The sequence below is a fragment of the Kribbella sp. VKM Ac-2568 genome, from assembly GCF_004345365.1.
Taxonomy (GTDB): domain Bacteria; phylum Actinomycetota; class Actinomycetes; order Propionibacteriales; family Kribbellaceae; genus Kribbella; species Kribbella orskensis.
The window spans coordinates 396,398-420,747 of record NZ_SLVF01000002.1; the positions used below are offsets into that span (position 1 = coordinate 396,398).

Sequence of the window (24,350 nt, forward strand, 5' to 3'; positions counted from 1 at the left end):
CTGCCACTCAGCCGACTTCGGCGTTGATCTCCTCGCCCTTCGCCTCGGCCTTCCCGAGGAGGTTGCTGCCGTTTCCCTGAGCTTCGAAGCCGCACTGGCTCGCCCGGTTGAACGTTCGCTCGTTGGCTGTGCCGGTCACTGCGCCGCCCGCGTCACTGACCTTGATAGCCGCATCCCAGCACTTCGCGCCCTTTTCGAAGGTCTGGCATGCCTGCTTGACCATCGCGTGCACCGGCTGCAGGCGGTCGCCAGGGGATCCGATTCGGATGAGCTCACGATTGCAGCTGCGTAGGGCGGTCGCATACGACTTCATCTTCGCGCGCGTGAGGTAGACGGTCCCCGTTTCCATGAAGGCCTTGTCGATCGTCTTGTGCAGCGACGTGACCGCCTTGAGCCAGACAAGCTCCTCTGCGGTCATGGACGGGACCGTGGTGGCCGTCGGCGCCGCGCTCGTGGTGGCAGGCGCGGACACGGCCGGCGACACGGGGGGCGGCGTGGTGCTCGTCGAGGCGACCTTGTCGGCGCACCCGCCCAGAAGCAGGACGAGGAGGACCATGGCGGCGAAGCGGCCGGCGGACAAAATGGTGTTGTTTTGCATGCGGACAGCCCTTCAGCGCTGCAAACGCGGCAAGGGTCGCATGCCCCGCGACTTGCTCTGGTCGGCGAGTGGCGCGAGCCAGGCAGTGGACGTCGCCGCTGCTGCCGCGATGTCCGTGGGGCGACGCATCCTGCCCGACCGGTGGGTGTAGCACCGGTGGGGACAGCAGCTCCCTTACGTCGCGGTCCGCAGTCCTCAATCGGCACGCTACGCCTTGTCCTGCCATCGAGATAGAGGCATCGGGGAATGCACCCACCCGCGAGCCGCGACGCAGGAGCGGCGGGCCACGGGTGGGTGGGAGCGGCGACGGAGGAGTTGCGTGGGCAGGGGTTTTACCGGCGGCGGCGCCAGGGGCCTGTGATGGCGTAGGTGATGCCTGGGGTGTAGACGTTGAAGAACATGGTGCGGCCGTCGGCGGAGAAGCCGGCGCCGGCCAGTTCGCCGTACTCCGGGGCTTCTGGCGTGCCGTTGTTGACCCGGTTCCTGGCGAACTTGAAGACTTCGCCGTCCTCGGTGGTGCCGAGGATGTGCTGGTCGCCGAGGCCGTCCTCGCACATCATCAGACCGCCGTACGGCGACATCGTGATGTTGTCGGGGGCATCGAACTCGGGGTTGTCGGAGCCGGGCGTCGGGCGGGTGAAGATGACCTCGAGGCGGAGCGTGCGCTTGCGCGGGTCGTACTTCCAGACCTGGCCGTCGTGGTTCTGCTGGGGGCCGAGCTCGGTCCGCGCGAACGACGACACGAAGTACACGCAGCGGTCGCGCGTGCCCCACCAACAGCCTTCGAGCTTGTACCCGCCGGTGATCGGCTTCGCGTAATCCTGGGCCCGGACCGACTCGCTCGTCGCCAGCGGATCCGGGACCTTCACCCACTCGACGTTGCCCAGTACCGTGCCGGCTTCCTGGAACACGGACAGGTCCGGCGTACCGGCGATGCTCATCGCCTGTAGTTCGCCACCGGCGCGCAGGCTGCCCCAGCCGCCGCGTGGGCGGTTCGGCAGGAAGCGGTAGAAGCCGCCGAGCGGGGCGACGAAGGCGTCCTCGGTCTCGTAGACGATGCCGGTGGACGGGTCGATCGCGACCGCCTCGTGCTGGAACCGCCCCATCTCCTTGAGCGGGAAGGGGTGGTTGTTGCGCCGGTCGTCATACGGGTCGACCTCGAAGATGAAGCCGTGGTCCTTGGTGTAGCCGCTCTGCCCGGCCTTGAGCTCGGTCTCCTCGCAGGTGAGCCAGGTGCGCCACGGGGTGATGCCGCCCGAGCAGTTGATCGCCGAGCCGCCGAGGCTGACGAACTCCTTGGTCGCGTTGTTGTGCCGGTCCACGACCAGCGTGCTGGTGCCACCCGCGCCCGCGGGGTCGTAGGTCCGCTCCGGCGGGGCGACCACCTTGATCGTCGCGGTCGGGCTGCACTCGTGGTTCCGGACGAGCCGGTTGCCGCCGTGGCTGTCCGGGAAGGTGCCCATCCCGTCGAACCGGCTGGGCGTCTGCAACCCGTCCGGCCGAACCGTGCCCTCGCGGGACAGCACGTTGTACTTGAACCCGCGTGGCAGGTCGAGCATGCCTTTCGGGTCCTCGATCAGCGGGCCGTACCCGATCTTCGGGCCCGAGGTGCCGAGCGCCGGTTGAGCGGTGTACAGCGCTTCGACCGAGCCTGCCACGCTGACGGCAACACCCGCTGCGGCCGCACGGGCGACGAACTGCCGCCGGGACAGGGGATTCGACTGCGGTTCCACGGACACGAGGGGGCCTCCTTGGGCGGGAAGAAACTGCCGACCCCTGTGAACGTATGGTGAACAGCCGTCAACGACAAGGTGAACCGCGCGTCGCGCCGCACCCGGATCCTCGACCGTAGCGCGGCCCACACGCGACGTGTCGCGCGCAGACCACCCGGTCCACGCGCGACACGAACACCCACTACCTATTGGTAGCAGGGCTTGCTGAACTCGTACTTCTCGGCTGTCTTGCCGGTGAAGAAGTCCTTCTCGACCGCCACCCCGGTCGGCGACGGAGCATCCACCTTGGAGATCAGGCTCTGCCGGAAGACCCGGTCGTTCGGTTCTCCGCCGTACTTGCCGGCGTCGGCGGGCAGCATGCCCTCGTAGTCGACCGTGGTCAGGGACTTCACCGCGGCCAGCAGCCCGGCCCGGGTCAGGTCCTTGCTCTCGACCGCCTTCTCCAGCGCGGCTTTCATCGGGTACGACCAGACCCAGCCGGCCGTGTACCCGTCACTCGGCGCGGCCTTGAACGCGGCCTCCCCCAGGGTCTCGCGCAACGCCTTGTGGCCCGGGGTGTCCGTCCCGTACGGACCCCAAGGTGCCGACTGCAGGTAGAGCGCCGTCAGCGCGGGCCCGGCCGGACTCTTCAGCAGGGCCGGGTTCCAGGTCGGGCTGGTGCCGATGAACTTGCCCTTGTACCCCGCCTGGGCCGCGCCGCCGACGATGGTCGCCGCCTCGGTCGGACCGGTGGTGAGGATGACCATGTCCGGCTTGGCCGCCACCAGTTTGGTGATCGCCGCGCCCTGGTTCTCCTGCCCCGGCGCGGTCGGGATGTCGGTGAACGTCATCCCGTTCGCCTCGGCCGCGATCTTCGTACCGGCGGCCGCGTCGTCGCCGTAGTCGCCCGGGAAGTGCACCGCCGCGACGGTCTTCGCCTTCAGCGTCTCCGCGCCGTAGTCGACCGAGTTCATCGACTCGAAGCAGTAGTTGGTGCCCGACTCGAGGATCACGTCCTCGAACGCCCAGGCCGACGTCCACGAGGCCGGTACCGCGATCACGTTGCTCGCCTTCAGGTCCGCGAGGATCGCCGCGGTGGGTGGCGAGCCGAGGGTCTGCGCGAGGCCGAGCACGTTCGGCTTGATCTCGGAGTACACCTCGTTGTGGATCTGCGGGTTGTACTTGTTGTCCTTGGTGTACTTCGTGATGTCGACCTCGTACCCACCGATGCCGCCGGCCGTGTTGACCCGCTTCCAGAACGCCTTCTGGCCTTCCGTGACCGGCACCCCCAGCGCCTTGAACGGGCCTTCGGTCAGGTCCGAGATGACGCCGAGGTAGATACAGCCCTTCGCCTGGTCGACCGCGCTCGGACAGGGGTCCGCGGTGACGCCGACGTCGAACTTGACGCCCTCGCTGCCCTGCTGTGTCTCGGGCGCGTCGTTCCGGCACCCGGCGACGGCCAGTACGGCGGCCACCAGGCCCACCGCGACCGTCCTGCGACTTCTGCTCATCGCTCTTCCTCCTCAGGCTTCTCCCCGACGGACCCCAGCGGTCAGTGCGAGAACGGCCACGACTTCCAGTAGGTACGGATGCGGATCCAGATCCCGAACAGCCCTCGCGGTTCGAAGATCAGGAAGCCGATGATCAACAGGCCGTAGAGGATCGTCTCGACCTGGAAGACCGTGATGCCCCCGGACGTCGAACTGCTGCTGATGAACGGCAGCACGGCCGGCAGCTCGCGGGTGACCCGCGGCAACAGCGTGATGAACAACGCGCCCAGCACCGATCCCGAGATGGTGGCGACGCCGCCGACCAGGATCATCGCGATGTACTGCACCGACAGCGCGAGGTTGAACGACCCCGGCTCGACGAAGCCGATCATCACGTACAACAACGCCCCCGCGACGCCGGCGTAGAACGACGACACCGCGAAGGCGATCATCTTGTACCGCGTCACGTCGACGCCGATCACCTCGGCGGCCAGATCGCGGTCCCGTACCGCGGCCAGCGCCCGGCCGATCCGCGACCGGACCAGATTCCGCGCCAGCACCCCGAAGATCACCAGCAGCACGAACATCAACAGGTACAGCTTCTGCGCCTTCGTGAAGAACTCGCCGTCGACAGCGAACTGGATGCCGAACAACTCCGGTACCGCGGCCGGCCGCCCGACCCCCACTCCCCCAGTGAGATCCCCCCAGTGCTTGAACAGGTGCTCGCCGATGAAGACGAGCCCGAGCGTCACGACGGCCAGGTACAACCCGCGCAGCCGGGCCGCCAGCGGCGCGACGATCAGTCCGGCGAGTCCCGCGACCAGGCCGGACGCGAGCAACCAGATCGGGAACGAGGTGATCCCGAACCCGATCAGCCGGGTGCTGTCCGGATCACCCGACAACGTCGCCGCCGTATAGGCCCCGAGCCCGAGGAAGAACGCGTGCCCCAGGGACACCTGGCCGGCGTACCCGGTGACGAGGTTGAGGCCGATGGCGCCGATCGCGGCGACGAACGCGGTGGCCAGGACGGCGAGCAGGTCGTCCTCGAGCATGAACGGCAGCAGTACTGCGACCAGCGCCAGGACGAGGGTCCACCAGCGCTTGGCGGGGGTGTTCAGCAACGCCATGTCCTGCGCGTACGACAGGTAGAGCTGAGGTCTGCCGAGCCGGGTGCTGCTCATATCCGCTCCACCTCCCGGGTGCCGAAGAGGCCGTACGGTCTGACCAGCAGGACGAGCAGCATCAGCAGGTACGGCACGACCAGGAAGAAGTCGCCGCCGAAGACCGGGCTTAGGTCGCCGCCGTAGTTGCCGACCAGCGCCTCGACCACGCCGATCGCGAGCCCGGCGATCACCGCGCCGCCGAGCGAGTCCAGGCCGCCCAGGATGATCACCGGCAACGCCTTCAACGCGGTCAGCCAGAGGTTCTGCTCCAGCCCGATGCCGGTCGACAGGAACACCCCGGCCAGGCCGGCGAGCATCGCCGCGAGCGCCCACGACAGCGAGAACACCCGGCCGACGGACACGCCCTGGGCCTGCGCGACCTCCTGGTCCGACGACGCCGCCCGCATCGCGAGTCCGGTGCGGGACCAGCGGTAGAAGGCGAACAGCGCGGCGACCACCACCAGCGTGGTGACCAGAGTGGCGAGGTGCCGTTGGTCAACGGTCACCCCGAGCAGCTTCACCTGCTTCAGGCCCCAAGGGTCGCCCATCTGCCGGATGTCCAGGCCGATGAAGGAGTTCACCACCGTACGGATCACGATGTCGACGCCGAGCGTGATGATCGCGATCACGAACACCGGCTTGCCGATCATCGGCCGCAGCGCCACCCGTTCGACCCCCGCGCCGAGCAACGCGGTGAGCAGCAGCGCGACCACGACGGCCAGGAAGAAGTTCAGCTCGAGCACCAGGTAGCTGACGAGCACGCCGCCGGTCATCATGAAGGCCGGCTGGGCGAAGCTGATCACCCGCATGGACTTGTAGATGATCACGAAACCCAACGCGAGCAGGGCGTAGATCGAGCCGTTGCCCAGACCGCGGACCACCGTGGCGACGAACTCGTTCACCGCACACCTCCGCGGTACATCGACTCGACGAGATCGGCGAAGGCGTTCGTGACGGCGCTCCGCTTCACCTTCTGGGTCGCGGTCAGCTCACCGTCCTCGTGCTCCAGCAGCTTCGGCAGCAGCCGGAACGTCTTCACCTGCTCGACCGTCGCGAACCGCTCGTTGACCTCGTCGACCACTCCCTGCACGAGCGCGACCACCTCCGCCTTCGAGGACAGATCCCGGTATGTCGAGTACGGCAGCCGGTGCAGTTGCGCCCAGTGGCCGACGGTGTCCGGCTCGATCCCGATCAGCGCGGACAGGTACTTGCGCCGGTCGCCGATCACCACCGCCTCCTTGACGTACGGCGAGGCCTTCAGCGCGTTCTCGATCTCGGACGGGGCGATGTTCTTGCCGCCCGCGGTGATGATCAGGTCCTTCATCCGGTCGGTGATCCGCAGATGGGTGCCGTCGACCCACTCCCCCACGTCGCCGGTGTGCAACCAGCCGTCCGGGTCGATCATCCGCTCGGTCGCCTCCGGGTCCTGCCAGTACCCCGCGAAGGTGCCCGGGTGCCGGGTCAGGATCTCGCCGGTGGTCTCGTCGATCCGCAGTTCCACCCCCTCGTGCCGTTCGCCGACGGTGCCGACCTTCACCCGGCCCGGGCGGTTCGCCGTCGCCACCGCGGTGTTCTCGGTCATCCCGTACACCTCGTGCATCGGCAGCCCCAGACCCATGAAGAACCGCAGCACCTCGGGCGCGATCGGCGCCGCCCCGGACGCGGCGTACCGGACCTTGCGCAGGCCGATCCGGTCGAGCAGCGCGCGGTAGCAGACGACGTACCCGATCGCGTGGACAAGCCGGGAGGACGCGGTGTGCCGGCCGCCGTTGGCGGCGAGGGTGTCGCCGATCCAGTCGGCACGGCGCAGCCAGTAGCCGCCGACGCGGCGCTTCAGCGGGCCGGCCGAGGCGATCCGGATCTGGACGCCGGCCGCGATCTTCTCCCAGATCCTCGGCACGCCGAAGAGGATCGTCGGCTGCACCTCGTGCAGGTTGGGAGCGACGGTCTCGATCGACTCGGCGAAGTGCACGCAGACGCCCGCACCCGCGCCGAACCAGCAACTGAAGACCCGCTCGGCGACGTGGCACAACGGCAGGTAGGACAACACGCTGTCCTTGGACGACGGCGGCGGCGCGGTGAACCCGCCGCGTTCGACCAGTTCCTGGATGGCGAAGTCCACGTTGGCGACCGTGAGCATCACGCCTTTCGGCGGCCCGGTGGTCCCCGAGGTGTAGACCAGCGTCGCGACGTCGTCCGGGCGGACCTGGCGCATCCGCTCGTCCACAGCATCCGGGTGCACCTCGAGGTGCTCTTTGCCGAGGGCAAGGAAATCGGGCCAGGCCAGCAGCCGTGGGTCGTCGTACCGATGGCGGATGCCGCGTGGCTCCAGGTAGACGATGTGTTCCAGGTCCGGCAGTTCGTCGGCGACCGCGAGCGCCTTGTCCACCTGCTCCTGGTCCTCGGCGATCAGCACCCGCGTCCCCGAGTGGCGCAGCAGATAGGCGACCTCCGCGACCGGGTTCGTCGGGTAGAGACCGACCGTGACCGCGCGGACCGCGACCGCACCGACGTCGGTGTAGAGCCACTCCCGGCGGTTCTCCGAGTGGATCGCCACCCGGTCGCCCGCTTCCATGCCCAGGGCAAGCAACGCGTGCCCGACCAGCTCAGCGGTCTGCCAGTACTGCGACCAGCTGACCTGCTGCCACAGGCCGAGGTCCTTCTCCCGCAGGGCGATCACGTCCGGGGTCGCGGTGGCGCGGTCCCGCACCCGGGCGGCGATCGTCGACAACCGGACTCCCGCGGTGACCGTGCTCATGCGCGCTCGCCGCCGGCATGCCGCACGCCCGCCTGGTCCACGATCTTGTGCTCCTCGCCCAGGTAGGCGCGCACCACGTCGGGATCGGTCGCCACCTCCCGGGGCCGGCCGGTCCGGATCGGCCGGCCGAAGTCGACCACCATGATCCGGTCGGCCAGGTCCATCACCAGACCCATGTCGTGCTCCACCATCACCATCGGCAGGCCGAGCTCGTCGCGGATGTCGAGGATGAACCGCGCCATGTCCTCGGTCTCCTCCAGGTTCATCCCGGCGACCGGCTCGTCCAGCAGCAGCAACTTCGGCTCCGAGGCGAGCGCCCGGCCCAGTTCCACCCTCTTCTGGACGCCGTACGGGAGCAGGCCGACCGGCATCCGCCGCCACTGGGCGAGCTCGAGGAAGTCGACGATCTCCTCGACCGCCACCCGGTTCGCGAGTTCGTTGCGGCGGGCCTTGCCGAGCCAGGCGAACGCGGCCAGCACGCCGTACGGGTGGTGGTGATGGCGGCCGAGCATCAGGTTGTCGAGCACGGTCAGGTTCGAGAACAGCTCGATGTTCTGGAAGGTCCGGGCGATGCCGAGCCGCGCGATCGCGTGCGGCTTGCGCCCGATCAACTCCTCGTCGCCGAACCGCACCGAGCCCCGCTGCGGCCGGTACACCCCGGACAGCACGTTGAAGATCGAGGTCTTGCCCGCGCCGTTCGGGCCGATCACCGCGAAGAGTTCGCCGGGATCGACGGTGAAGCTGACGCCGTTGAGCGCGGTCACGCCGGAGAACCCCAGCAGCACGTCGTCGAAGGTGAGCACCGGTCGGGCCGCCGGGCGGGTGGACTCCGGCCGGGTCTCGGTCGCGGTCATGACAACCACCGCTTCCGGCGCCGGTAGTGCTTCACGTCGCGGAACGACCTGGAGGCGCCCTCGGCCCCGAGGCCGAGATAGAACTCCCGGACGTCGCCGTCGGCGAGCAGGTCGGCGGCCGGCTTGTCCATCACCATCGCGCCGTTCTCCAGCACGTAACCGTGTTCGGCGATCGCCAGCGCCATCGCGGCGTTCTGCTCGACCAGCAGCACGGTGGTGCCGGCCGCGTTGATGTCGACGATCACGTCCCGGATCTGCTGCACCACCATCGGCGCCAGCCCGAGACTCGGCTCGTCCATCAGCAGGTACCGCGGGTCGGACATCAGGGCGCGCCCGATCGCCAGCATCTGCTGCTCACCACCGGACAGGTAGCCGGCGATCTTGCGCCGCCGGTCGGCCAGCACCGGGAACAACTGGTAGGTCCGGTCCAGGTTGACCTTCAGCGAGCGCGGCTTGACGTGCCCGCCGACCCGCAGGTTCTCCTCGACCGTGAGCTCGGTGAAGATCCGCCGGCCTTCCATCACCTGTTTGATGCCCAGGGCAGCGATCCGGCTGGGGTCCAGGTCGTGGATCGGTTCGCCGTCGAGCGTGATCGCGCCGCGGCTCACCTCGCCGCCGTGCACGTCGAGCAGCCCCGAGATGGCGCGCAGCAGCGTGGACTTGCCTGCCCCGTTGGCCCCCAGCAGGGCGACGATCCGCCCCTGCGGGACCTCGAGGCTGACTCCGCGCAGCACCAGCATCACATCGTCGTAGACGACCTCGAGATTCGTCGCTGCCAGCACGTCCGGCCTCCTGGATCCCCGAAGGTTCCAACCGTCCTGGCGAGTGAGTGTGACAGCACCGATGTCATCTGCGGAAGACCTCCGGCCCGGAAATCGGACGCCGGTCGCCAAAACGTGATCGTGACCGGAAACGCTGCCTGACAACGCATTCCCGCTCAGTCAGGAGCAAACTACGGCAACGCCGTGGTACAGGAGGTCAGCGCGAGCGACTCGGGCTGCGATGCGCTGCTGATCGTCCGGGCGGGGGGAGGTTCCGGCACGGACGATCAGTCAGGCTGGTGGAATGGGTGCTGAACTCGGTCTGGGACTGACCAGCCTTTTCGTGGTCGCGCTGGTGGCGGCCGTGACGCCGGTGCTCGTCGGGTTGCTGAGCCGGTTCCGGGTTCCTCAGGTCGTGGTGCTCATTCTCGGCGGTGTGGTCGTCGGGCCGGAGGTGCTCGATCTGGCCGACCCGGACAGCATCGAGCTGCTCGCGAACGTCGGTCTGGGGTTCTTGTTCCTGCTGGCGGGCTACGAGCTGGAGCTGGCGGTCTTCCGGCAGCGGGCCGGCAAGCTCGCCATCGTCGGCTGGGTGGTCACTGTGGCGGTGGCCGGTGCGGTCGTCGGGGGGCTCGCGGCGCTGGGCCTCGTGAAGGCGTTCGTGCCGGTCGCGCTCGGTCTGACCACGACGGCGCTGGGAACTCTGCTGCCGATCCTGCGGGACAACAACATGCTGCGCGGGGCGTTCGGCCCCTTCGTCCTCGCCGCGGGGGCGGTCGGGGAGTTCCTGCCCGTCGTGGCGATCGCGATCTTCCTCGGGTCGAACGGCCGGTTCATCGGGCTCATCTCCCTGCTCGCGATGGGCCTCCTCGGGCTGCTGCTGAGTCTGGCGCCCAGGCTGGGTCGTGGCGGCCGGATCGCGCGGATCCTGTCGGAGGGAGAGCACGCGACCTCGCAGACCACGCTGCGGTGGACGGTCGCGATGTTGCTGCTCCTGCTCGTCGTCGCCAACGATTTCGGGCTCGACGTCGTCCTGGGCGCCTTCGTGGCGGGCGTCGTCCTGCGTCGATGGGCACCCGGGAACGTCGAGGCGCTGGACCACAAGCTCGATGCCGTCGGCTACGGCTTCTTCATCCCCATCTTCTTCGTCTCGTCGGGGATGGGGGTCGACGTGCGCTCCATCGTCGAAGCCCCCGCGCGGCTGTTCCTGTTCTTCCTCCTGCTGCTGGTCGCCCGCGGCCTCCCGACGCTGCTGGTGTACCGCACCGCACTCCCCCGGGCGAGACGGTTCGAACTCGTCTTCATCGTGTCGACGGCGTTGCCGCTGCTCGTCGCTCTCAGCGAGATCGGACTCGAGACCGGCCACATGCTCCCGGAGAACGCGGCCGCGCTGGTGGGCGCGGGCGTCCTGTCCGTGCTGGTGTACCCGGCGATCGCGGTCGCCATCGACCGCAGAATCGCCCGCAGCCCCGACGCACTCGACGAGACCGGGCCCTAGGGCGCGCGCCAGTCAGGACGCGGGGTCAGGACGCCGGCCGGATCGCCGGTCAGGTTGCCGCCGCATCCGCCTGGCGGCGCGCGGCCGCGACGTCGGGCGCGGTGTGCCGCCCGCCGGCCTTCGCCTGATCCAGCGCGGCGTTCAGGGTGATGGCCGCATCGATCAGCGCCAGGTGCGTGAACGCCTGCGGGAAGTTGCCGAGCTGCTCGCCGGTCGAGCCGATCTCCTCGGAGTACAAGCCCACGTGGTTGGCGTAGGTGAGCATCTTCTCGAAGATGAGCCGGGCCTCCTCGAGGCGGCCGGCCCGGGCCAGCGCGTCGACGTAGTTGAAGGTACAGAGCGAGAACGTGCCCTCGTCGCCGGCCAGCCCGTCCGGCGAAGCGGCCGGGTTGTAGCGGTAGACCAGACTGTCGACCACGAGTTCGGCGTCCATCGCGTCCAGCGTGGACAGCCACATCGGGTCGTCGGGTGTGATCATGCCGACCGTTGCCATCCGCAACATCGACGAGTCGAGGACGGTGTCGTCGTAGTGCTGCACGAAGGCTCCGACCTTCTCGTTCCAGCCGCGTTGCATCACCTGGTTGTAGATCGTGTCCCGGCTGTTGGCCCAGCGGTCCACCGCCCCCGGCCGGCCATGCTCCGCGGCCATGCGGATCGCCCGGTCGAAGGCGACCCAGCTCATCACCCGGCCATAGGTGAAGTCCTTCTGCCCGCCGCGCGTCTCCCAGATCCCCTCACCCGGCAGGTCCCAGTTGTCGGTCAGCCAGTCGACGATGCCACGCAGCGCGATCCAGCCGTGGTGGCCGAGCTCGATTCCGTGCTGGTCCGCGAAGTAGATGCTGTCCAGCGCCTCGCCGAAGATGTCCATCTGCCGCTGGTCCGAGGCGCCGTTGCCGATCCGCACCGGCCGGGACCCTCGGTAGCCCTCGAGATGCTCGAGCGATTCCTCGACCAGGTCGGACGAACCGTCCACCCGGTACATGATGTTGAGCGGACCGCCTTTCCCCGTGGTCTTCTCCTGGACGCGGTCCCGCAACCACGCGCAGAACTCGGCCGCCTCCTCGGTGAAGCCCATGCCGAGCAGTGCGTACACGGAGAACGAGGCGTCCCGCACCCAGGTGTAGCGGTAGTCCCAGTTGCGCTCGCCGCCGACCTGTTCGGGCAACCCGGCAGTGGGTGCGGCCACCAGCGCGCCGGTCGGCGCGTATGTCATCAGTTTCAGTGTGATCGCCGAGCGCTGCAGCATCTCCCGCCACCGGCCGGTGTACGTCGACTTGGACAGCCACTCACGCCAGAAGGTCGTGGCGTCCTCGAACATCGCCGTGAACTCCGCGACCCCGATCTCTCGCGGTGGACCCTCGGCCGCCGACTCCAGTACCAGCCCCCGGACGTCCCCGGTTGTCATCGCGTAGTCGACGTGGATGTCGCCGCCGTCCACCCGCACCTGCGCCAGCCGCTCGTCACCCGGCTCACGGACCGCGTGCAGCGTCAGGCTCAGGTCCTCGGTCACGAAGACCGCCCCTTGCTCGACCAGCTGCGTCTCGTGCTCCTTGCGGCCGTAGTCGAACCGGGGCGCGATGTCCACCTCGAAGTTGATCTGCCCCCGCACGCACCGCATCATCCGCAGGATCCGGTGGTTCGCGGTGGGCTGCTTGCCGGCCGGCGGCATGAAGTCGACGACCTCGCCGACGCCGTCCTCGGTCATGAACCGGGTGATCAGGATCGCGGTGTCCGGGAAGTACAGCTGCCGGCTCGTGACGCCGGTGCCGGTCGCCCGGGCCCGGAAGTAGCCGCCGCGCTCCTGGTCGAGCAGCGCCGCGAAGACGCTCGGCGAGTCGAACCGTGGACAGCAGAACCAGTCGATGGATCCGTCCATGGTCACCAGCGCGGCGGTCTGCAGGTCGCCGATCAACCCGTGGTCGGCGATGGGTGGGTAGTCGCTCATGATGGGTCTTCTCCTCTTCGGTTGCGATAGAGGTCGGCGCCACCGGGTGCGACCTGCTGCATCGTGAAGGCTCGTTCGCGCCGGGTCTCCCGGCTGAAGGCGATCGCCCAGCTGAGCACCGCCCCGAACCGGTTGCGGTAACCGGTCAGGAAGGCAAGGTGGATGCCGAGCCAGGCCAGCCAGCCGATCCGGCCGCTCAGGTGCACCCGGCTGACCGATACGACAGCCTGACCGCGCGCGATGTAGGCCGCGGAGCCCAGATCGCGGTACCGGAACGGCTTCGGCGGATCGGTCTTCCCGTCCACCTCGTCCCTGATCCGCTTCGCCGCGTAGTACCCGGTCTGCATCGCCACCTCGCCGACACCCGGAAGGTCGTCGAGGCTCATCACGTCACCGACCACCGAGATCTCCGGGTGGCCGGGCAGGGTGAGGTCAGGCTGGACCTTGATCCGTCCGGCCCTGTCCTGCTCCGCGCCCGCGGCCTTCGCGAGCTGGTCGGCGACCGGCTGCGCCGCCACCCCGGCGGCCCACAGCACGGTTCCCACCTCGTACGGCGTACTCGCGCCGTCGGGTCCCCGGACCACCAACCCGTTCTGGTCCACGTTGGTGACGATCGAGCCGAGGTGGAGCTCGACGCCGAGGTCGGTCAGCGCTGCGGCGGCCTTGGCGGACAGCTTCGGGCCGAACGGCTTGAGCGGCGCGTCGCCTCCGTCGAAGAGCAGCACCTTGGCCTCGGTGGGATCGATGTCGTGGAACTGCTTGCTCAGCGTCGACGTGGCCAGCTCACGGATCTGCCCGGCCAGCTCGACCCCCGTCGGGCCGGCGCCCACCAGAGCGAACGAGAGCCACCGCCGGCGCTCCTCGGGATCGGTGGCCGACTGGGCCATCTCGAACGCGCCGAAGACCCGGCGCCGGATCAGCAGCGCATCGGCCAGGGTCTTCATCCCGGGTGCGAACGCGGCGAACTCGTCATGCCCGAAGTACGACTGCCGCACGCCGGCGGCCAGGATCAGGTCGTCGTACGGGAACTCGAGCTCGCCGCCGGTCGGCCGCAGCGCGTGGACGATGCGGGCCTGGACGTCGAAACCGGTCACCTCGGCGAGCACGCAGTCGACGTTGGCGTGCTTGCGCAGGATCGCCCGCAGCGGCATCGCGACCTGGCCCTCGGACAGCACCCCGGTGGCGCACTGGTACAGCAGAGGCTGGAACAGGTGGTGGGTGGCGCGGTCCACGAGGGTGACCTGCACCCGTCGGCGCCGGAACGCGCGCGCCGCGAACAGACCGGCGAAGCCTCCACCCACGATCACCACCCGGCGAGGCTCCGATCGATCCTCCGCGCTGCTCCTGGTCCGCTGTCTCATGCGACCGGCCTCCTGGATCATCCGGCCGGGTCGTGCCAGATCACGCCGTGCGGTAGCAGGGCGTCGGCCTCCTTCGGCCCCCAACTGCCCCTGGCGTACGGGACGACCGGGACGACGTCACCGAGCACCGGCTCGACCACTCGCCAGGCGGCCTCGACCGTGTCTTGCGCGGCGAAGAGCGCCTGCCTGCCTTGGAGCGCCGCCCCGATCAGCCGGTCATACGGTCGCTGGTCGGATCCCGGCAGCTCGGCGAAGGTGAGGTCCTCGGCCTGCGCGGTCCAGCCGGCGCCGGGCTTCTTGCCGGTGAGGGTGAGCCCGACCTCGCTCTCCGGCCAGATCCGGAACCGCAACTGGTTCGCGCCGGCGGACCCCGCGAGCCCGAAGATGTCCTGCGGTGGGCGGCGGAACCGGACCGCCACCTCGGTCGCGGTGACCGGCATGCACTTCCCGGCCCGGATCGCGATCGGTACGCCGGCCCAGCGCCAGGTGTCGAGGGCGAGCCGGACCGCGACGTAGCTCTCGGTCCGCGACTGAGGATCGACGCCGGCGACGTCCAGATAGCCGTCGTACTGCCCGAGCACCGTGTCCTCGGCGGTGAGAGGGCGCAGTGACTTGATGACCGCGGTCTTCTGAGATCGCCAGGCGGCGTCGTCGAGATGGCCCGGCGGGTCGGCCAGCACGCTCGCGAGCACCTGCAGCATGTGGTTCTGGAGGACGTCGCGGATCGCCCCGGTGCGGTCGTAGAAGCTGCCTCGGTCGGACACGTCGAAGCTCTCCGCCATGGTGATCTGGATGCTCTCCACGTGATCGCGGTTGAGCAGCGGTTCGAGCACCGAGTTGGCGAAGCGGGCGAACAGCACGTTCTCCAACGGGTCCAGGCCGAGCCAGTGGTCCACCCGGTAGATGGCGTCCTCGGGGAAGACCTCGTTCATGGTCGCGTTGAGCTTCTGGGCGCTGGCCAGGTCGGTGCCGAACGGCTTCTCGACCATCACCCGGGCCCCGTCGGCCTTGCCCGCGGTCGCGATGCCCTTGGCGATCCGGCCGAACAGCGGCGGCGGCACCTCGAGGTAGAACAGCGCCCGGCCACCGGTTCCGACCTTGTCGGCCATCGCCGCGTACGTCGCGTCGTCGCCGAGGTCACCGTCGACGTACTGCAGCAGCCCCAGCATCTTGGCCGCCGCCGGACTGCTCGTATCCATCCCGTTGTCCCGCAGCGACGCGGCGGCGTACTCGCGGAATTGCTCGAGTCCCCAGCCGCTCTTGGCCACCCCGACGATCGGTACGTCGAGCACGCCCCGGTCGACCAGGCCGACCAGGGCAGGGAAGGTCTCCAGCTTTGCGAGGTCACCGGTCGCTCCGAAGATGACCAGTGCGTCCATGTCGGCGGTTGGCATAGAGGTTCTCCTAATCAGTCCGGGTCGGCTGGGCTCAGCGGAGCCGGTCGAGGATGTGGTCGCCTACCCGGAGCGCGTTCGCGATCGCGGTCAGCGAAGGGTTCACGGCGCCGATGCTCGGGAAGAAGCTGGTGTCGACGACGTAGAGGTTGTCGAGGTCGTGGGCCTTGCAGTTCACGTCGAGCGCCGAGCTCGCCGGGTCGTCGCCGAACCGCACGGTGCCGGCCTGGTGCGCGGTGGCGCCGATGGGCATCCCCTTGTGCAGGTAGATGCTGTTGTCGAGCAACTTGTGCTCGTGCATCCCGAGGTCGCCGAGCATGTTCTGCAACTTGTGCCTGAGCCGGTTGACCCCCTCGACGTTGTTCTTCTCGTCGAGGGCCAGCTGGATCGAGCCGTCCTTGCGTACGGTGACGCGGTTGTCCGGCAGCGGAAGGTCCTCGCCGCACAGCCAGAAGTCGACGGCATGGTGGGCGATCGTCTCGAACGGCATGTTCGGTGAGACCTTGCCGGCCCAGCGCGGCGCGCCGCTGCGGACCTGCTCGGCGTCGGACTTGCCCAGCATCTGGATCCCGCCGAGCGGGTAGTCCCAGTCGTCGTCCCCGAGGTACCAGTCGTTCATCGCCAGGGTCTTCTGGAACCGGGTCGGGTTCGGCTCCTTCGACACCGCCATCAGCGCGAGGTTGTTGTGCCGCAGGTAGTGCCGGCCGACGACGTCCGAGCTGTTCGCGAGACCCTGCGCGTGGCGGTCGTTCGCCGACTTCAGCAGTAGTACGGCGGAATTGACCGCGCCGCAGGCGACGACCACGACGTCCGCGCTGAACTGGACGGTCGACCCGTCGATCTCGGTCACGACCTGCGAGACGGTCCGTCCGGTGGGATCGGTGTCGAGCCGCACCACGTGGGCGTTCGTCACCATCGAGACGTTCTCGTGCCTCAGCGCCGGGTCGACACAGATCACCTGCGCGTCCGACTTCGCCTGGATCAGGCACGGGAACCCGTCCACCCGGTCGCACCGGATGCAGACGCTGTCCCGGGTCGCCCGGCCCTCCTCGTCCTGGATGAGATCGACGCCGATCGGCAGATGGAACGGATGCAGCCCCTGCTTGTCCAGGTCGTCGCTCAACTGCTGGATCCGGGGCTCGTGCTCGACCGGCGGGAAGCGGTACGGCGCACTGGCCGGACCCTCGGTGGGGTCCTCGCCGTGACGGCCGTGGACCCGGTAGAGGTGCTCGGCCTCGGTGTAGTACGGCTCGAAGTCCTCGTACCGCAGCGGCCAGGCGGGCGAGACGCCACCGTGGTGCCGCAGCTCGCCGAAGTCCTGCGGCCGCAACCGGAACAGGGCCGCGCCGTAGAACTTGGTGTTGCCCCCGACGTAGTAGTTGATCTCCGGCGGGAACTCGTGGCCATGCTCGTCGTACCAGAACTCCGGCGCGCGGTACCGGCCCTGCACGAACACCGCCGTGGAGTCCCAGTTCTCGCGTTCTCGCGGCAGATAGTCGCCGCGTTCGAGCAGGAGGACCCGCTTGCCGGACGGCGCCAGCCGATGGGCCAGTGTGCCGCCACCCGCGCCGGTGCCGATGATGATCACGTCGTAGTGCTGATCGCCAGCCATCTCTCCACCCTTCGTCGAGTTCGGCCTGGAGTCGTCATCCACGGTGGATGACCTCACCTAAGTACTCAGGCGATGACGGAAAACGAAGTACGACCAGGCCTGGTAGAGCAGCACCAGAGGAAAGAAGATCAGCGCGACAACGCTCATCACCTTGAGCGCGTAGTCGGCCGACGCCGCGTTGGCCACGGTGAGGCTGTTCGCGGGATCCGTGCTGGACACCAGGACCTGCGGGTAGAGGGCGGCGAAGAGTCCCGCCACGGCACACGCCATCGCCGTCGCCGACAGCAGGAACGCGGAACTGTCGCGTTCCCGATGCACGGCCCCGATGGATACGAGCAGGGCCACCGGTGCGACTACGAGAGGCAGGATCGGCGCCCAGCCGTGGTCGGCAACGACCAGGGTCCAGACCGCGAAGGCCGCGACCACGACGAGACCCACCCAGCCGATCAGGCGAGCGGCGCGGTGCGCTCGCTCACGGAGCTCACCGGTAGTCCTGATCCCGAGGAACGTCGCTCCGTTGACAAGGCAGAGCACCACCAGCGTCACCCCGGTCCACAGGCCGAACGGCGTGAAGAGATCCCAGAACGACCCGGTGAACTCGCCGTCCGCGTCGATCGGAAGGCCCGCGACCAGGTCACCGAGCGCGATCCCGAGAACGAGCGGCGCCACCAGGCTGCCGGTCATCAGGGTGCCGCTCCACAGCCGGCGCCAGCCCGGACCGTCGACCTTGCCGCGGAACTCGAAGGACACGCCGCGGATGATCAGCGCCACCAGCAGCAGCAGGACGGCGAGATAGCTCGCCGAGAACCAGCTGGCGTACCAGTCGGGGAACGCGGCAAAGATTCCCGCACCGCCGACGACCAGCCAGACCTCGTTGCCGTCCCAGAACGGGCCGATCGTGTTGATCGCCACCCGGCGCTCCCGGTCGGTCCGGCCGAGGACCCGGTGCAGCATCCCGACGCCGAAGTCGAAGCCCTCCAGGACGAAGAAGCCGGTCCACAGGATCGCGATGATCACGAACCACAGCTCGGGTAGTCCCACGGCTGCCTCCCGGAACGCTCGCTAATAGGTGATCGCCGGCGTCGGGGGATCGCCCGCGGGCTCGTCGTCGGCGTGCTCGAGCTCGAGGCCGCGCCGCGCGTAGCGCAGCATCAGGAAGAGGTAGACGATCCCGATCAGCACGTAGACCACCACCAGCGCCCCGATGCTGATCGCCAGTTCGGTCGTGCTGACCGAGGTGGACACGCCGTCCGCCGTCTTCATGAGTCCCTGGACGATCCACGGCTGGCGCCCGTTCTCGGTCAGCATCCAGCCGGCCGTGTTCATCAGGACCGGCGCCAGCACCGACCAGGTCGCCACAAAGAGGAACACGCGCGACACCGCGAGCTTCCGGCGGTACAGCAGCCACGCGCCCCAGAGCGCGAGCAGCGCGATCAGACTGCCGAGGTAGGCCATCACCCGCATCGACCAGTACTGCACGAACACGTTCGGCACGTAGTTGCCATCGCCGTACCTCTGGACGTCGGCGGCCTGCAGTTCGTTGAGCCCTTCCACCTGGCCGTTCCACGTGCCCGTGGCGAGCAGGGACAGCAGATGGGGAACTTCGAGCAGCTGGGTCGGGGTCTCGTCGTTCCTGCCGCCGCCGATCTGGAACAGCGAGAACGAGCAGGGCTGACAGGTCTCCCACTGTGCCTCGGCCGCCGAGATCTTCATCGGCTGGTACTCCGCCTCGACCACACCGAGGTGGCTGCCCACCCCCAGCGCCAGGATCGAGACCGGGACGAGGACGACGATCGCGAGTTTGACCGAGCTGTGGAAGAGCTCGCCGTGCTCGCGGCGCCTGAGTTGCCACGCGGACACTGCCAGCATCAACACTGCTCCGGTCAGTAGCGAAGCCAGGATCACGTGGACATAGCCCCAGACGAACACGGGGTTGGTGAACAGGTCCCCGATCGAGCTGAGCTCTGGCCTCCCGGTCTGGGCGTTGGTGGTGTAGCCCACCGGGTGCTGCATCCACGAGTTCGCGGCCATGATGAACGCCGCCGAGAGCGACGCGCCGATCGCAACCAGCCAGATCGTGGCGAGGTGGACCCGCCGAGGCAGCACGTTCCAGCCGAAGATCCACAACCCCAGGAAGGTCGACTCCAGGAAGAACGCCGCCAGCCCTTCCATCGCCAGCGGCGCGCCGAAGACGTCGCCAACGAACCGTGAGTACGCCGACCAGTTCATGCCGAACTGGAACTCCTGCACCAGCCCGGTGACGACCCCGACGGCGATGTTGATCAACAGCAGTGTCCCGAAGAACCGGGTCAGCCGCCTGTGGTCGGGGTCGCCCGATCGGTACCACTGGGTGTGCAGGATCGCCACCAGGAACGCCAGCCCGATCGTCACCGGGACGAAGACGAAGTGGTAGATGGTGGTGGTGGCGAACTGGATACGCGCCAGGTCGGTCGGGTCCATCGCAGACCTCTCCTCGGGCTGATCACCCCTCGTCGGAAGAGTTCGTCCTTTCTGGCAGCCTCGACCAGGGTCGGCGGTCAGCGCATCATTCAGAACGGATGAGGTGCCCTTGCTCCCTGTTCCAGATCCGGGAGTACGCCCCGCCGGCCGCGACCAGGTCCGCGTGTGTGCCCGACTCCACCACCCGCCCGGCCTCCAGCAGCAGGATCCGGTCGACGGTCTGCAGGCCGCTCAGCCGGTGGGTGATCAGCAGGGTGGTGCGCCCGGAGGCAGCGGCCAGCAGGTTCGCGGTCAGCGCGCCGGCGGCCCCAGGGTCGAGGTGCTCGGTCGGCTCGTCGAGGATGAGCACCGGAAAGTCCCCCAGCAGGGCGCGAGCGACGACGAGCCGCTGCCGCTGGCCGCCGGAGAGCCGGGCGCCGTGCTCGCCGACTTCGGTCGCCAGGCCGTTCGGTAGACCGTCGACCCAGGCCAGCAGCCCGACCTCCGCCAGCGCGGCCCGGAACTCGGCCTCGGTCGCGTCCGGCCGCCCCAGCCGGAGATTCTCGCCGATCGTGCGGTCGAAGACGTGTGCGTCCTGCCCGGCCAGGCCGACCACCCGGCGAAGAGCGTCGGATTCCAGGTCGCCGAGACAGACCCCGTTCAGCGACGCCGTACCGGACTCGAGTTCGAGGAACCGCATCAGGACGGCGGCCAGCGTGGACTTGCCTGCTCCGCTGGGTCCGACCACCGCGACGCTGTCGCCGGGAGCCAGATCCAGGTCGATCCCGTCCAGCGCGAGCCGTCCGGACGGGTAGCGGGCGCGCACGCCGCGCAGGCGGATCGAGTACGGCGCGGCCGGCAGCGGCACCGGATCCGTGGGCTCGCTGACCGGGTCGTCGACAGCCAGGAGGGCATCGACCCGTTCCTGGCAACGGCGTACCCGCTCGAACGTCGCGAAGGCCTGCGGGAGGCCGGTCACCAGCTCGAAGGAAGCCAAGGAGACGAGGACGACGACCGTGAGCAGGACACCGGGAAGCCGGCCGTTGTCGACGGCAACGATTCCGGCCGCGAGCACACCCCAGACGCACAGCCCCGCGAGCAGTGTGGTGAGCCCCGAGCCGGTCCCAGCGGTGCGAGCAGCCGCCCGGGCCACCCTGGCCAGCTCGGCATCGGCTCGACCGGCTCGTAGCAACTGCGTCTTCGCGGCACCGAAGGCGATCAGGTCGGGCGCGCCCTGGACCAGGTCGACCACGGCAGTCGACAGCTCGCCTCGCGTCTCGGCCTGGCGCGCTTCGGACCGTCGCACCAACTGCCGGGCCAGGACGGGAACGGCAGTCGCGCAGAGCAGCGCGGCGACCAGGACGACCACGCCGGCGGTCGGTACCAAGGTCCCGACCAGGGCGATCGTCAACCCGGCGGAGGCGACGAAGACGACGTACGGCGAGATCACGCGCAGCAGCAGATCCTGCAGTGAATCCACGTCGTCGACGAAACGGGCCATCAGGTCACCGCTCCGGAAAGCCGGCAGGCCGGCCGGGGCGAGACGCTCGAGTCTGGCGTAGACCTTCATCCGTACCTCAGCCAGGACGCGGAACGCCGCATCATGTCCGACCAGGCGCTCGGCGTACCGGAGCAGCCCGCGACTGATTCCGAAGAACCTCACCCCGACCACAGCGAGTCCGAGCGCCGCCATGTTCGGGTGTTCGGAGGCGCGGGCGATCAGCCAGCCGGCGGTCGCCGCGAGACCGAGGCCGGCGGCGGCGCCACCCGCCCCGAGCAGGCTGGCCGCAGCCAGCCGGGCCGTCAGTCTGGAAGTCATCGGTAGCCCACCGAGGTCGCGTGTTCCAGCCGGATCTCCGTGTCCGCCAACGTGACCAGACCCGGTCGGTGCGCGGCGATCAGCGCGGTGCGGCCGACGGTCAGGCGGGCGACCGCTGCGAGCACCGACGCCTCGGTGTCCCCGTCCAGGTTGGCCGTCGGCTCGTCCAGCAGGAGCAGCGGCGCATCCATCAGGAACGCCCGGGCCAGCGCGAGGCGCTGCCTCTCCCCCGCGGACAGGCCGGCGCCGCGCTCGCCCAGTGGCGTCGCGAGCCCGTGCGGCAACCGCTCGGTCATCTGCGCCAGCCCGGCGTCGTGAACCGCTCGCAGTACGTCCTCCTCAGCAGCGTCCGGCCTGCCGAGCCTGACGTTGTCGGCCAGGCTCGCGGCCAGCAGGTAAGGCCGCTGCGGGACCCAGGCCACATTCCGGCGCCAGAGGTCGAGATCGAGCTCGGCGAGGTCCACCCCGCAGACGGTCACCTGTCCGGAGTCCACGCCGACGAAGCCCAGCAGCACCGCGATCAGGGTCGACTTGCCACAGCCGCTCGGACCGGTCAAGGCCACCACCTCACCCGGGCGGACCGACAGGCTGACCCGGTCGAGCGCGGGTCCGGCCCGGTCCGGATAGCTCACGCACACCTCGTCCACCCGCAGATCCACGGCCGGGTAGCACAGGAGACCGGCGCCGGTATCGCCGGCCGGAAGCGGGCTGTCCAGGACCGTGAACACCTGGTCCGCCGCGGCGGCACCATCCGCGCTGGCGTGAAAGCTCGCGCCCAGAGTGCGCAGCGGGAGGTAGGCCTCAGGAGCGAGGATGAGCACGAACAAGCCGGTCGAGAGGTCGAGATCGCCGCTGACGAGCCTGATTCCGACAGCCACCGCGACCACCGCCACCGACAACGACGCGAGCAGCTCCAACACCAGGGAGGACAGGAAGGCCACTCGGAGTGTGCCCATCGTCTCCTCGCGGAAGTCGTCCGTCGTACGACGGACCAGGTCTGCCTGGGCGCGCGCCCGCCCGAACACCTTGAGCGTCGTCAGTCCGGCGATGCTGTCGAGGAAGTGGCCGCCCAGCCGCTGCAGGGCGACAAGACGCTTGGCCGCCTGGGCCCTGGCACCGGCACCGACGACCGCCATCAGCAGTGGGATCAGGGGAACCGTGGCGGCGATGATCGCCGCTGCCACGATGTCCTGCGTCACTGCCGCGGTGATGACTGCGGTAGGGATGACGACCGCCAATACCAGTTGCGGCAGGTAGCGGGTGAAGTAGCCGTCGAGCGCATCGAGGCCGCGGGTACCCAGTGCCTCGAGCTCAGCGGTGCGGTGCCCGGCGAGCCAGGCCGGGCCCAGTGCGACGACGTGCCGCAGCAGGGCCATCCGCAGCTCCGCCTTGGCCTGGGTGCCGGCCCGGTGCGCCATCAGCTCGGCCAACCAGGCGAGCACGGCACGGGCGATGACGACGCCGAGCAGGATCAGCAGCGGGCCGCGCAACTCGTCGAGGCCCGCGCCGTCCTGGAAGGACGCGGAGAGCAGCCCCGCAAGCAGCCAGGCTTGCGCGACGACCAGGGCCGCGGTCGCGACCCCGAGGGCGGCGGACCGCAGCAACAGCGCGCGGACCGCCGATGTCCGCGCGATGAGTCGCCGATCAACGGCTGGCATCGGACGTCTCGCCGGGCCGGGTGGTGCCGAGGCCCTGCCGGTCGCTCATCCTCGCCAGCGCCCGCTCGAACGGGTCGGCGAACGCCGCGTCGGTTGCCCGGTCCAGGGCATCGAGCTGAAATTGCACGGCCGCCCGGCGTGCGGGCAGGACTCCGGCCCGCAGATCCTCGAGCATGGCGCGCAACCGCCGGCAGATCTGCGGGGAGGTGGCGCCGTACTGGCGGATCTCGGTCACCCCGATGTCGAGATACTCCGCCCAGCCGCGGGTCCGGACGACCAGGCGGACCCGGCCGTCGGCGTCGAGGGCGGTCCCCCGGAAGGCGCGGTCGGAAGACCCGATCCCGAGCAGGAGGGCGTCGATGTGGTTGATCACCTGGGTTGCCGTGGTGGGGTCGTTGACCGCCGGGGACAGCGCGCGGATGGCGATGTCGACCAGAATGCGCAGGGCGAAGGCCGGGTCCTGGTCGATCGTGCGCTCACGGCCCAGCGAGATCATCCCGCCCAGACGGCGCAGGTCGGTCTCGCTCGCCGCCCCGTGAACCTCCATCAGCACGCTCCCCACGGTGACGAAGTCACCGATCGTGTGCGGTACGACGCAGACCTGGCCGCGAGCCGCCGCGAACCGGACGAGGCCCGCGATGTCGATGGCCTGGATGGCGCCCGACCTAGGCGCCATCACCCGTTCGTCCGGCGCGCCGCGCCCGACCCCCTGATCGCCCGACCCGGCGGCCGTGGTGAGGCGATCCTCGCCGGCTTCGACCGCAAGACCGGCCTGTGCCATCGCAGCCGCGACGGCGACCGGCCGGAGCGCGTGCACGAATCGGTCGAAGTACAGCAGCAGGAGGATCAGGTCGGCAGCGACGGCCAGCCCGACCAGGGTGATACCCAGATCGGGTACGGAGTCGGACTCCACATGGCGCAGCAGGGCGAAGGCGAAGGTGAACGTGGCCGTGAACGCCGCGAGGACGAGCTTCTGCAGCCGATCCCGGTACCACAGCCGCATGAAGCGTGGCGACAGAGTGCCGGTCGCCATCTGCACGACCAGCACGCCGATCGTGACCACGAAGCCGATCAGCCCGACCATCGCGGCCGCGGCGGCCGACAACACGGCGTTCGCGGTGTCCTCGGAGTACGACCACCCCGGCGGCAAGGCGATCCGGCCCTCGAGCCACAGGTCGACGTCGGCCAGCACCGCACCGATCACGCCACCGATCAGCGGCACCACCCACAGGCTCTGCCGGACGAACTGGTGGGCCCGGAAGCCCGCGGTCCAGGACATCACGGGTCG

18 protein-coding genes are annotated in these 24,350 nt (G+C 69.2%); 1 reads left to right on the forward strand and 17 read right to left on the reverse strand.

Going from position 1 to position 24,350, the window contains the following annotated elements; translation table 11 throughout:
* Positions 1-7 precede the first annotated feature (7 nt).
* The 8 genes from EV648_RS05695 to EV648_RS05730 all read right to left on the reverse strand — a co-directional run bounded on the left by EV648_RS05695 (position 8) and on the right by EV648_RS05730 (position 9,357).
* Entirely contained in the window at positions 8-598 is a 591-nt protein-coding gene (locus EV648_RS05695; protein ID WP_132285689.1) for a hypothetical protein, read from the reverse strand.
* 332 nt (positions 599-930) lie between these two features.
* Positions 931-2,337, reverse strand: a complete 1,407-nt coding sequence (locus EV648_RS05700) for an alkaline phosphatase PhoX (RefSeq protein ID WP_132285692.1) — start codon at positions 2,335-2,337, stop codon at positions 931-933.
* 179 nt (positions 2,338-2,516) lie between these two features.
* Positions 2,517-3,821, reverse strand: a complete 1,305-nt coding sequence (locus tag EV648_RS05705; protein WP_132285695.1) for an ABC transporter substrate-binding protein — start codon at positions 3,819-3,821, stop codon at positions 2,517-2,519.
* Positions 3,822-3,862: 41 nt separating this feature from the next.
* Entirely contained in the window at positions 3,863-4,981 is a 1,119-nt protein-coding gene (locus tag EV648_RS05710; protein ID WP_132285698.1) for a branched-chain amino acid ABC transporter permease, read from the reverse strand.
* Positions 4,978-5,865 carry a branched-chain amino acid ABC transporter permease gene (locus tag EV648_RS05715; RefSeq protein WP_132285701.1) on the reverse strand — a complete coding sequence of 296 codons (888 nt, stop codon included), beginning with the start codon at positions 5,863-5,865 and terminating at the stop codon, positions 4,978-4,980. Before EV648_RS05715 ends, EV648_RS05710 begins: the two co-directional genes overlap by 4 nt.
* Entirely contained in the window at positions 5,862-7,721 is a 1,860-nt protein-coding gene (locus EV648_RS05720) for a long-chain fatty acid--CoA ligase (RefSeq protein ID WP_132285704.1), read from the reverse strand. The genes EV648_RS05715 and EV648_RS05720 overlap by 4 nt, the downstream gene beginning before the upstream one ends.
* Positions 7,718-8,575 carry an ABC transporter ATP-binding protein gene (locus EV648_RS05725; protein WP_132285707.1) on the reverse strand — a complete coding sequence of 286 codons (858 nt, stop codon included), beginning with the start codon at positions 8,573-8,575 and terminating at the stop codon, positions 7,718-7,720. Before EV648_RS05725 ends, EV648_RS05720 begins: the two co-directional genes overlap by 4 nt.
* On the reverse strand, positions 8,572-9,357 hold the full coding sequence (locus EV648_RS05730) for an ABC transporter ATP-binding protein (protein WP_132285710.1): 786 nt from the start codon (positions 9,355-9,357) through the stop codon (positions 8,572-8,574). The genes EV648_RS05725 and EV648_RS05730 overlap by 4 nt, the downstream gene beginning before the upstream one ends.
* 283 nt (positions 9,358-9,640) lie before the next feature.
* Between EV648_RS05730 and EV648_RS05735 the strand changes: the two genes are divergently transcribed.
* Positions 9,641-10,834, forward strand: coding sequence for a cation:proton antiporter (locus tag EV648_RS05735; protein ID WP_132285713.1), 1,194 nt, complete (start codon positions 9,641-9,643; stop codon positions 10,832-10,834).
* A 49-nt stretch (positions 10,835-10,883) separates the two neighbouring features.
* Here EV648_RS05735 and EV648_RS05740 read toward each other — a convergent pair whose 3' ends face one another.
* The 9 genes from EV648_RS05740 to EV648_RS05780 form a co-directional block, all read right to left on the reverse strand.
* On the reverse strand, positions 10,884-12,779 hold the full coding sequence (locus tag EV648_RS05740; protein ID WP_132285716.1) for a glycoside hydrolase family 15 protein: 1,896 nt from the start codon (positions 12,777-12,779) through the stop codon (positions 10,884-10,886).
* The gene (locus EV648_RS05745) at positions 12,776-14,140 is read right to left on the reverse strand and encodes an NAD(P)/FAD-dependent oxidoreductase (protein WP_132285719.1); all 1,365 of its coding nucleotides are present in this window, start codon (positions 14,138-14,140) and stop codon (positions 12,776-12,778) included. The genes EV648_RS05740 and EV648_RS05745 overlap by 4 nt, the downstream gene beginning before the upstream one ends.
* A 17-nt stretch (positions 14,141-14,157) precedes the next feature.
* Positions 14,158-15,534 (reverse strand): glucose-6-phosphate dehydrogenase, encoded by a 1,377-nt coding sequence (zwf, locus tag EV648_RS05750; protein ID WP_132285722.1) that lies wholly within the window; start codon positions 15,532-15,534, stop codon positions 14,158-14,160.
* A 34-nt stretch (positions 15,535-15,568) separates the two neighbouring features.
* Complete coding sequence (locus EV648_RS05755; RefSeq protein ID WP_132285725.1) at positions 15,569-17,146, reverse strand: GMC oxidoreductase; 1,578 nt, start codon at positions 17,144-17,146, stop codon at positions 15,569-15,571.
* 57 nt (positions 17,147-17,203) lie between these two features.
* Positions 17,204-18,187 (reverse strand): cytochrome d ubiquinol oxidase subunit II, encoded by a 984-nt coding sequence (cydB, locus tag EV648_RS05760; protein WP_132285728.1) that lies wholly within the window; start codon positions 18,185-18,187, stop codon positions 17,204-17,206.
* A 21-nt stretch (positions 18,188-18,208) separates the two neighbouring features.
* Positions 18,209-19,606 (reverse strand): cytochrome ubiquinol oxidase subunit I, encoded by a 1,398-nt coding sequence (locus EV648_RS05765; protein WP_132285731.1) that lies wholly within the window; start codon positions 19,604-19,606, stop codon positions 18,209-18,211.
* 85 nt (positions 19,607-19,691) lie between these two features.
* Entirely contained in the window at positions 19,692-21,404 is a 1,713-nt protein-coding gene (gene cydC / locus EV648_RS05770) for a thiol reductant ABC exporter subunit CydC (protein WP_132285734.1), read from the reverse strand.
* Complete coding sequence (cydD, locus tag EV648_RS05775; protein ID WP_132285737.1) at positions 21,401-23,062, reverse strand: thiol reductant ABC exporter subunit CydD; 1,662 nt, start codon at positions 23,060-23,062, stop codon at positions 21,401-21,403. Before cydD ends, cydC begins: the two co-directional genes overlap by 4 nt.
* On the reverse strand, positions 23,049-24,341 hold the full coding sequence (locus EV648_RS05780; RefSeq protein WP_132285740.1) for a DUF2254 family protein: 1,293 nt from the start codon (positions 24,339-24,341) through the stop codon (positions 23,049-23,051). Before EV648_RS05780 ends, cydD begins: the two co-directional genes overlap by 14 nt.
* Positions 24,342-24,350: the final 9 nt, after the last annotated feature.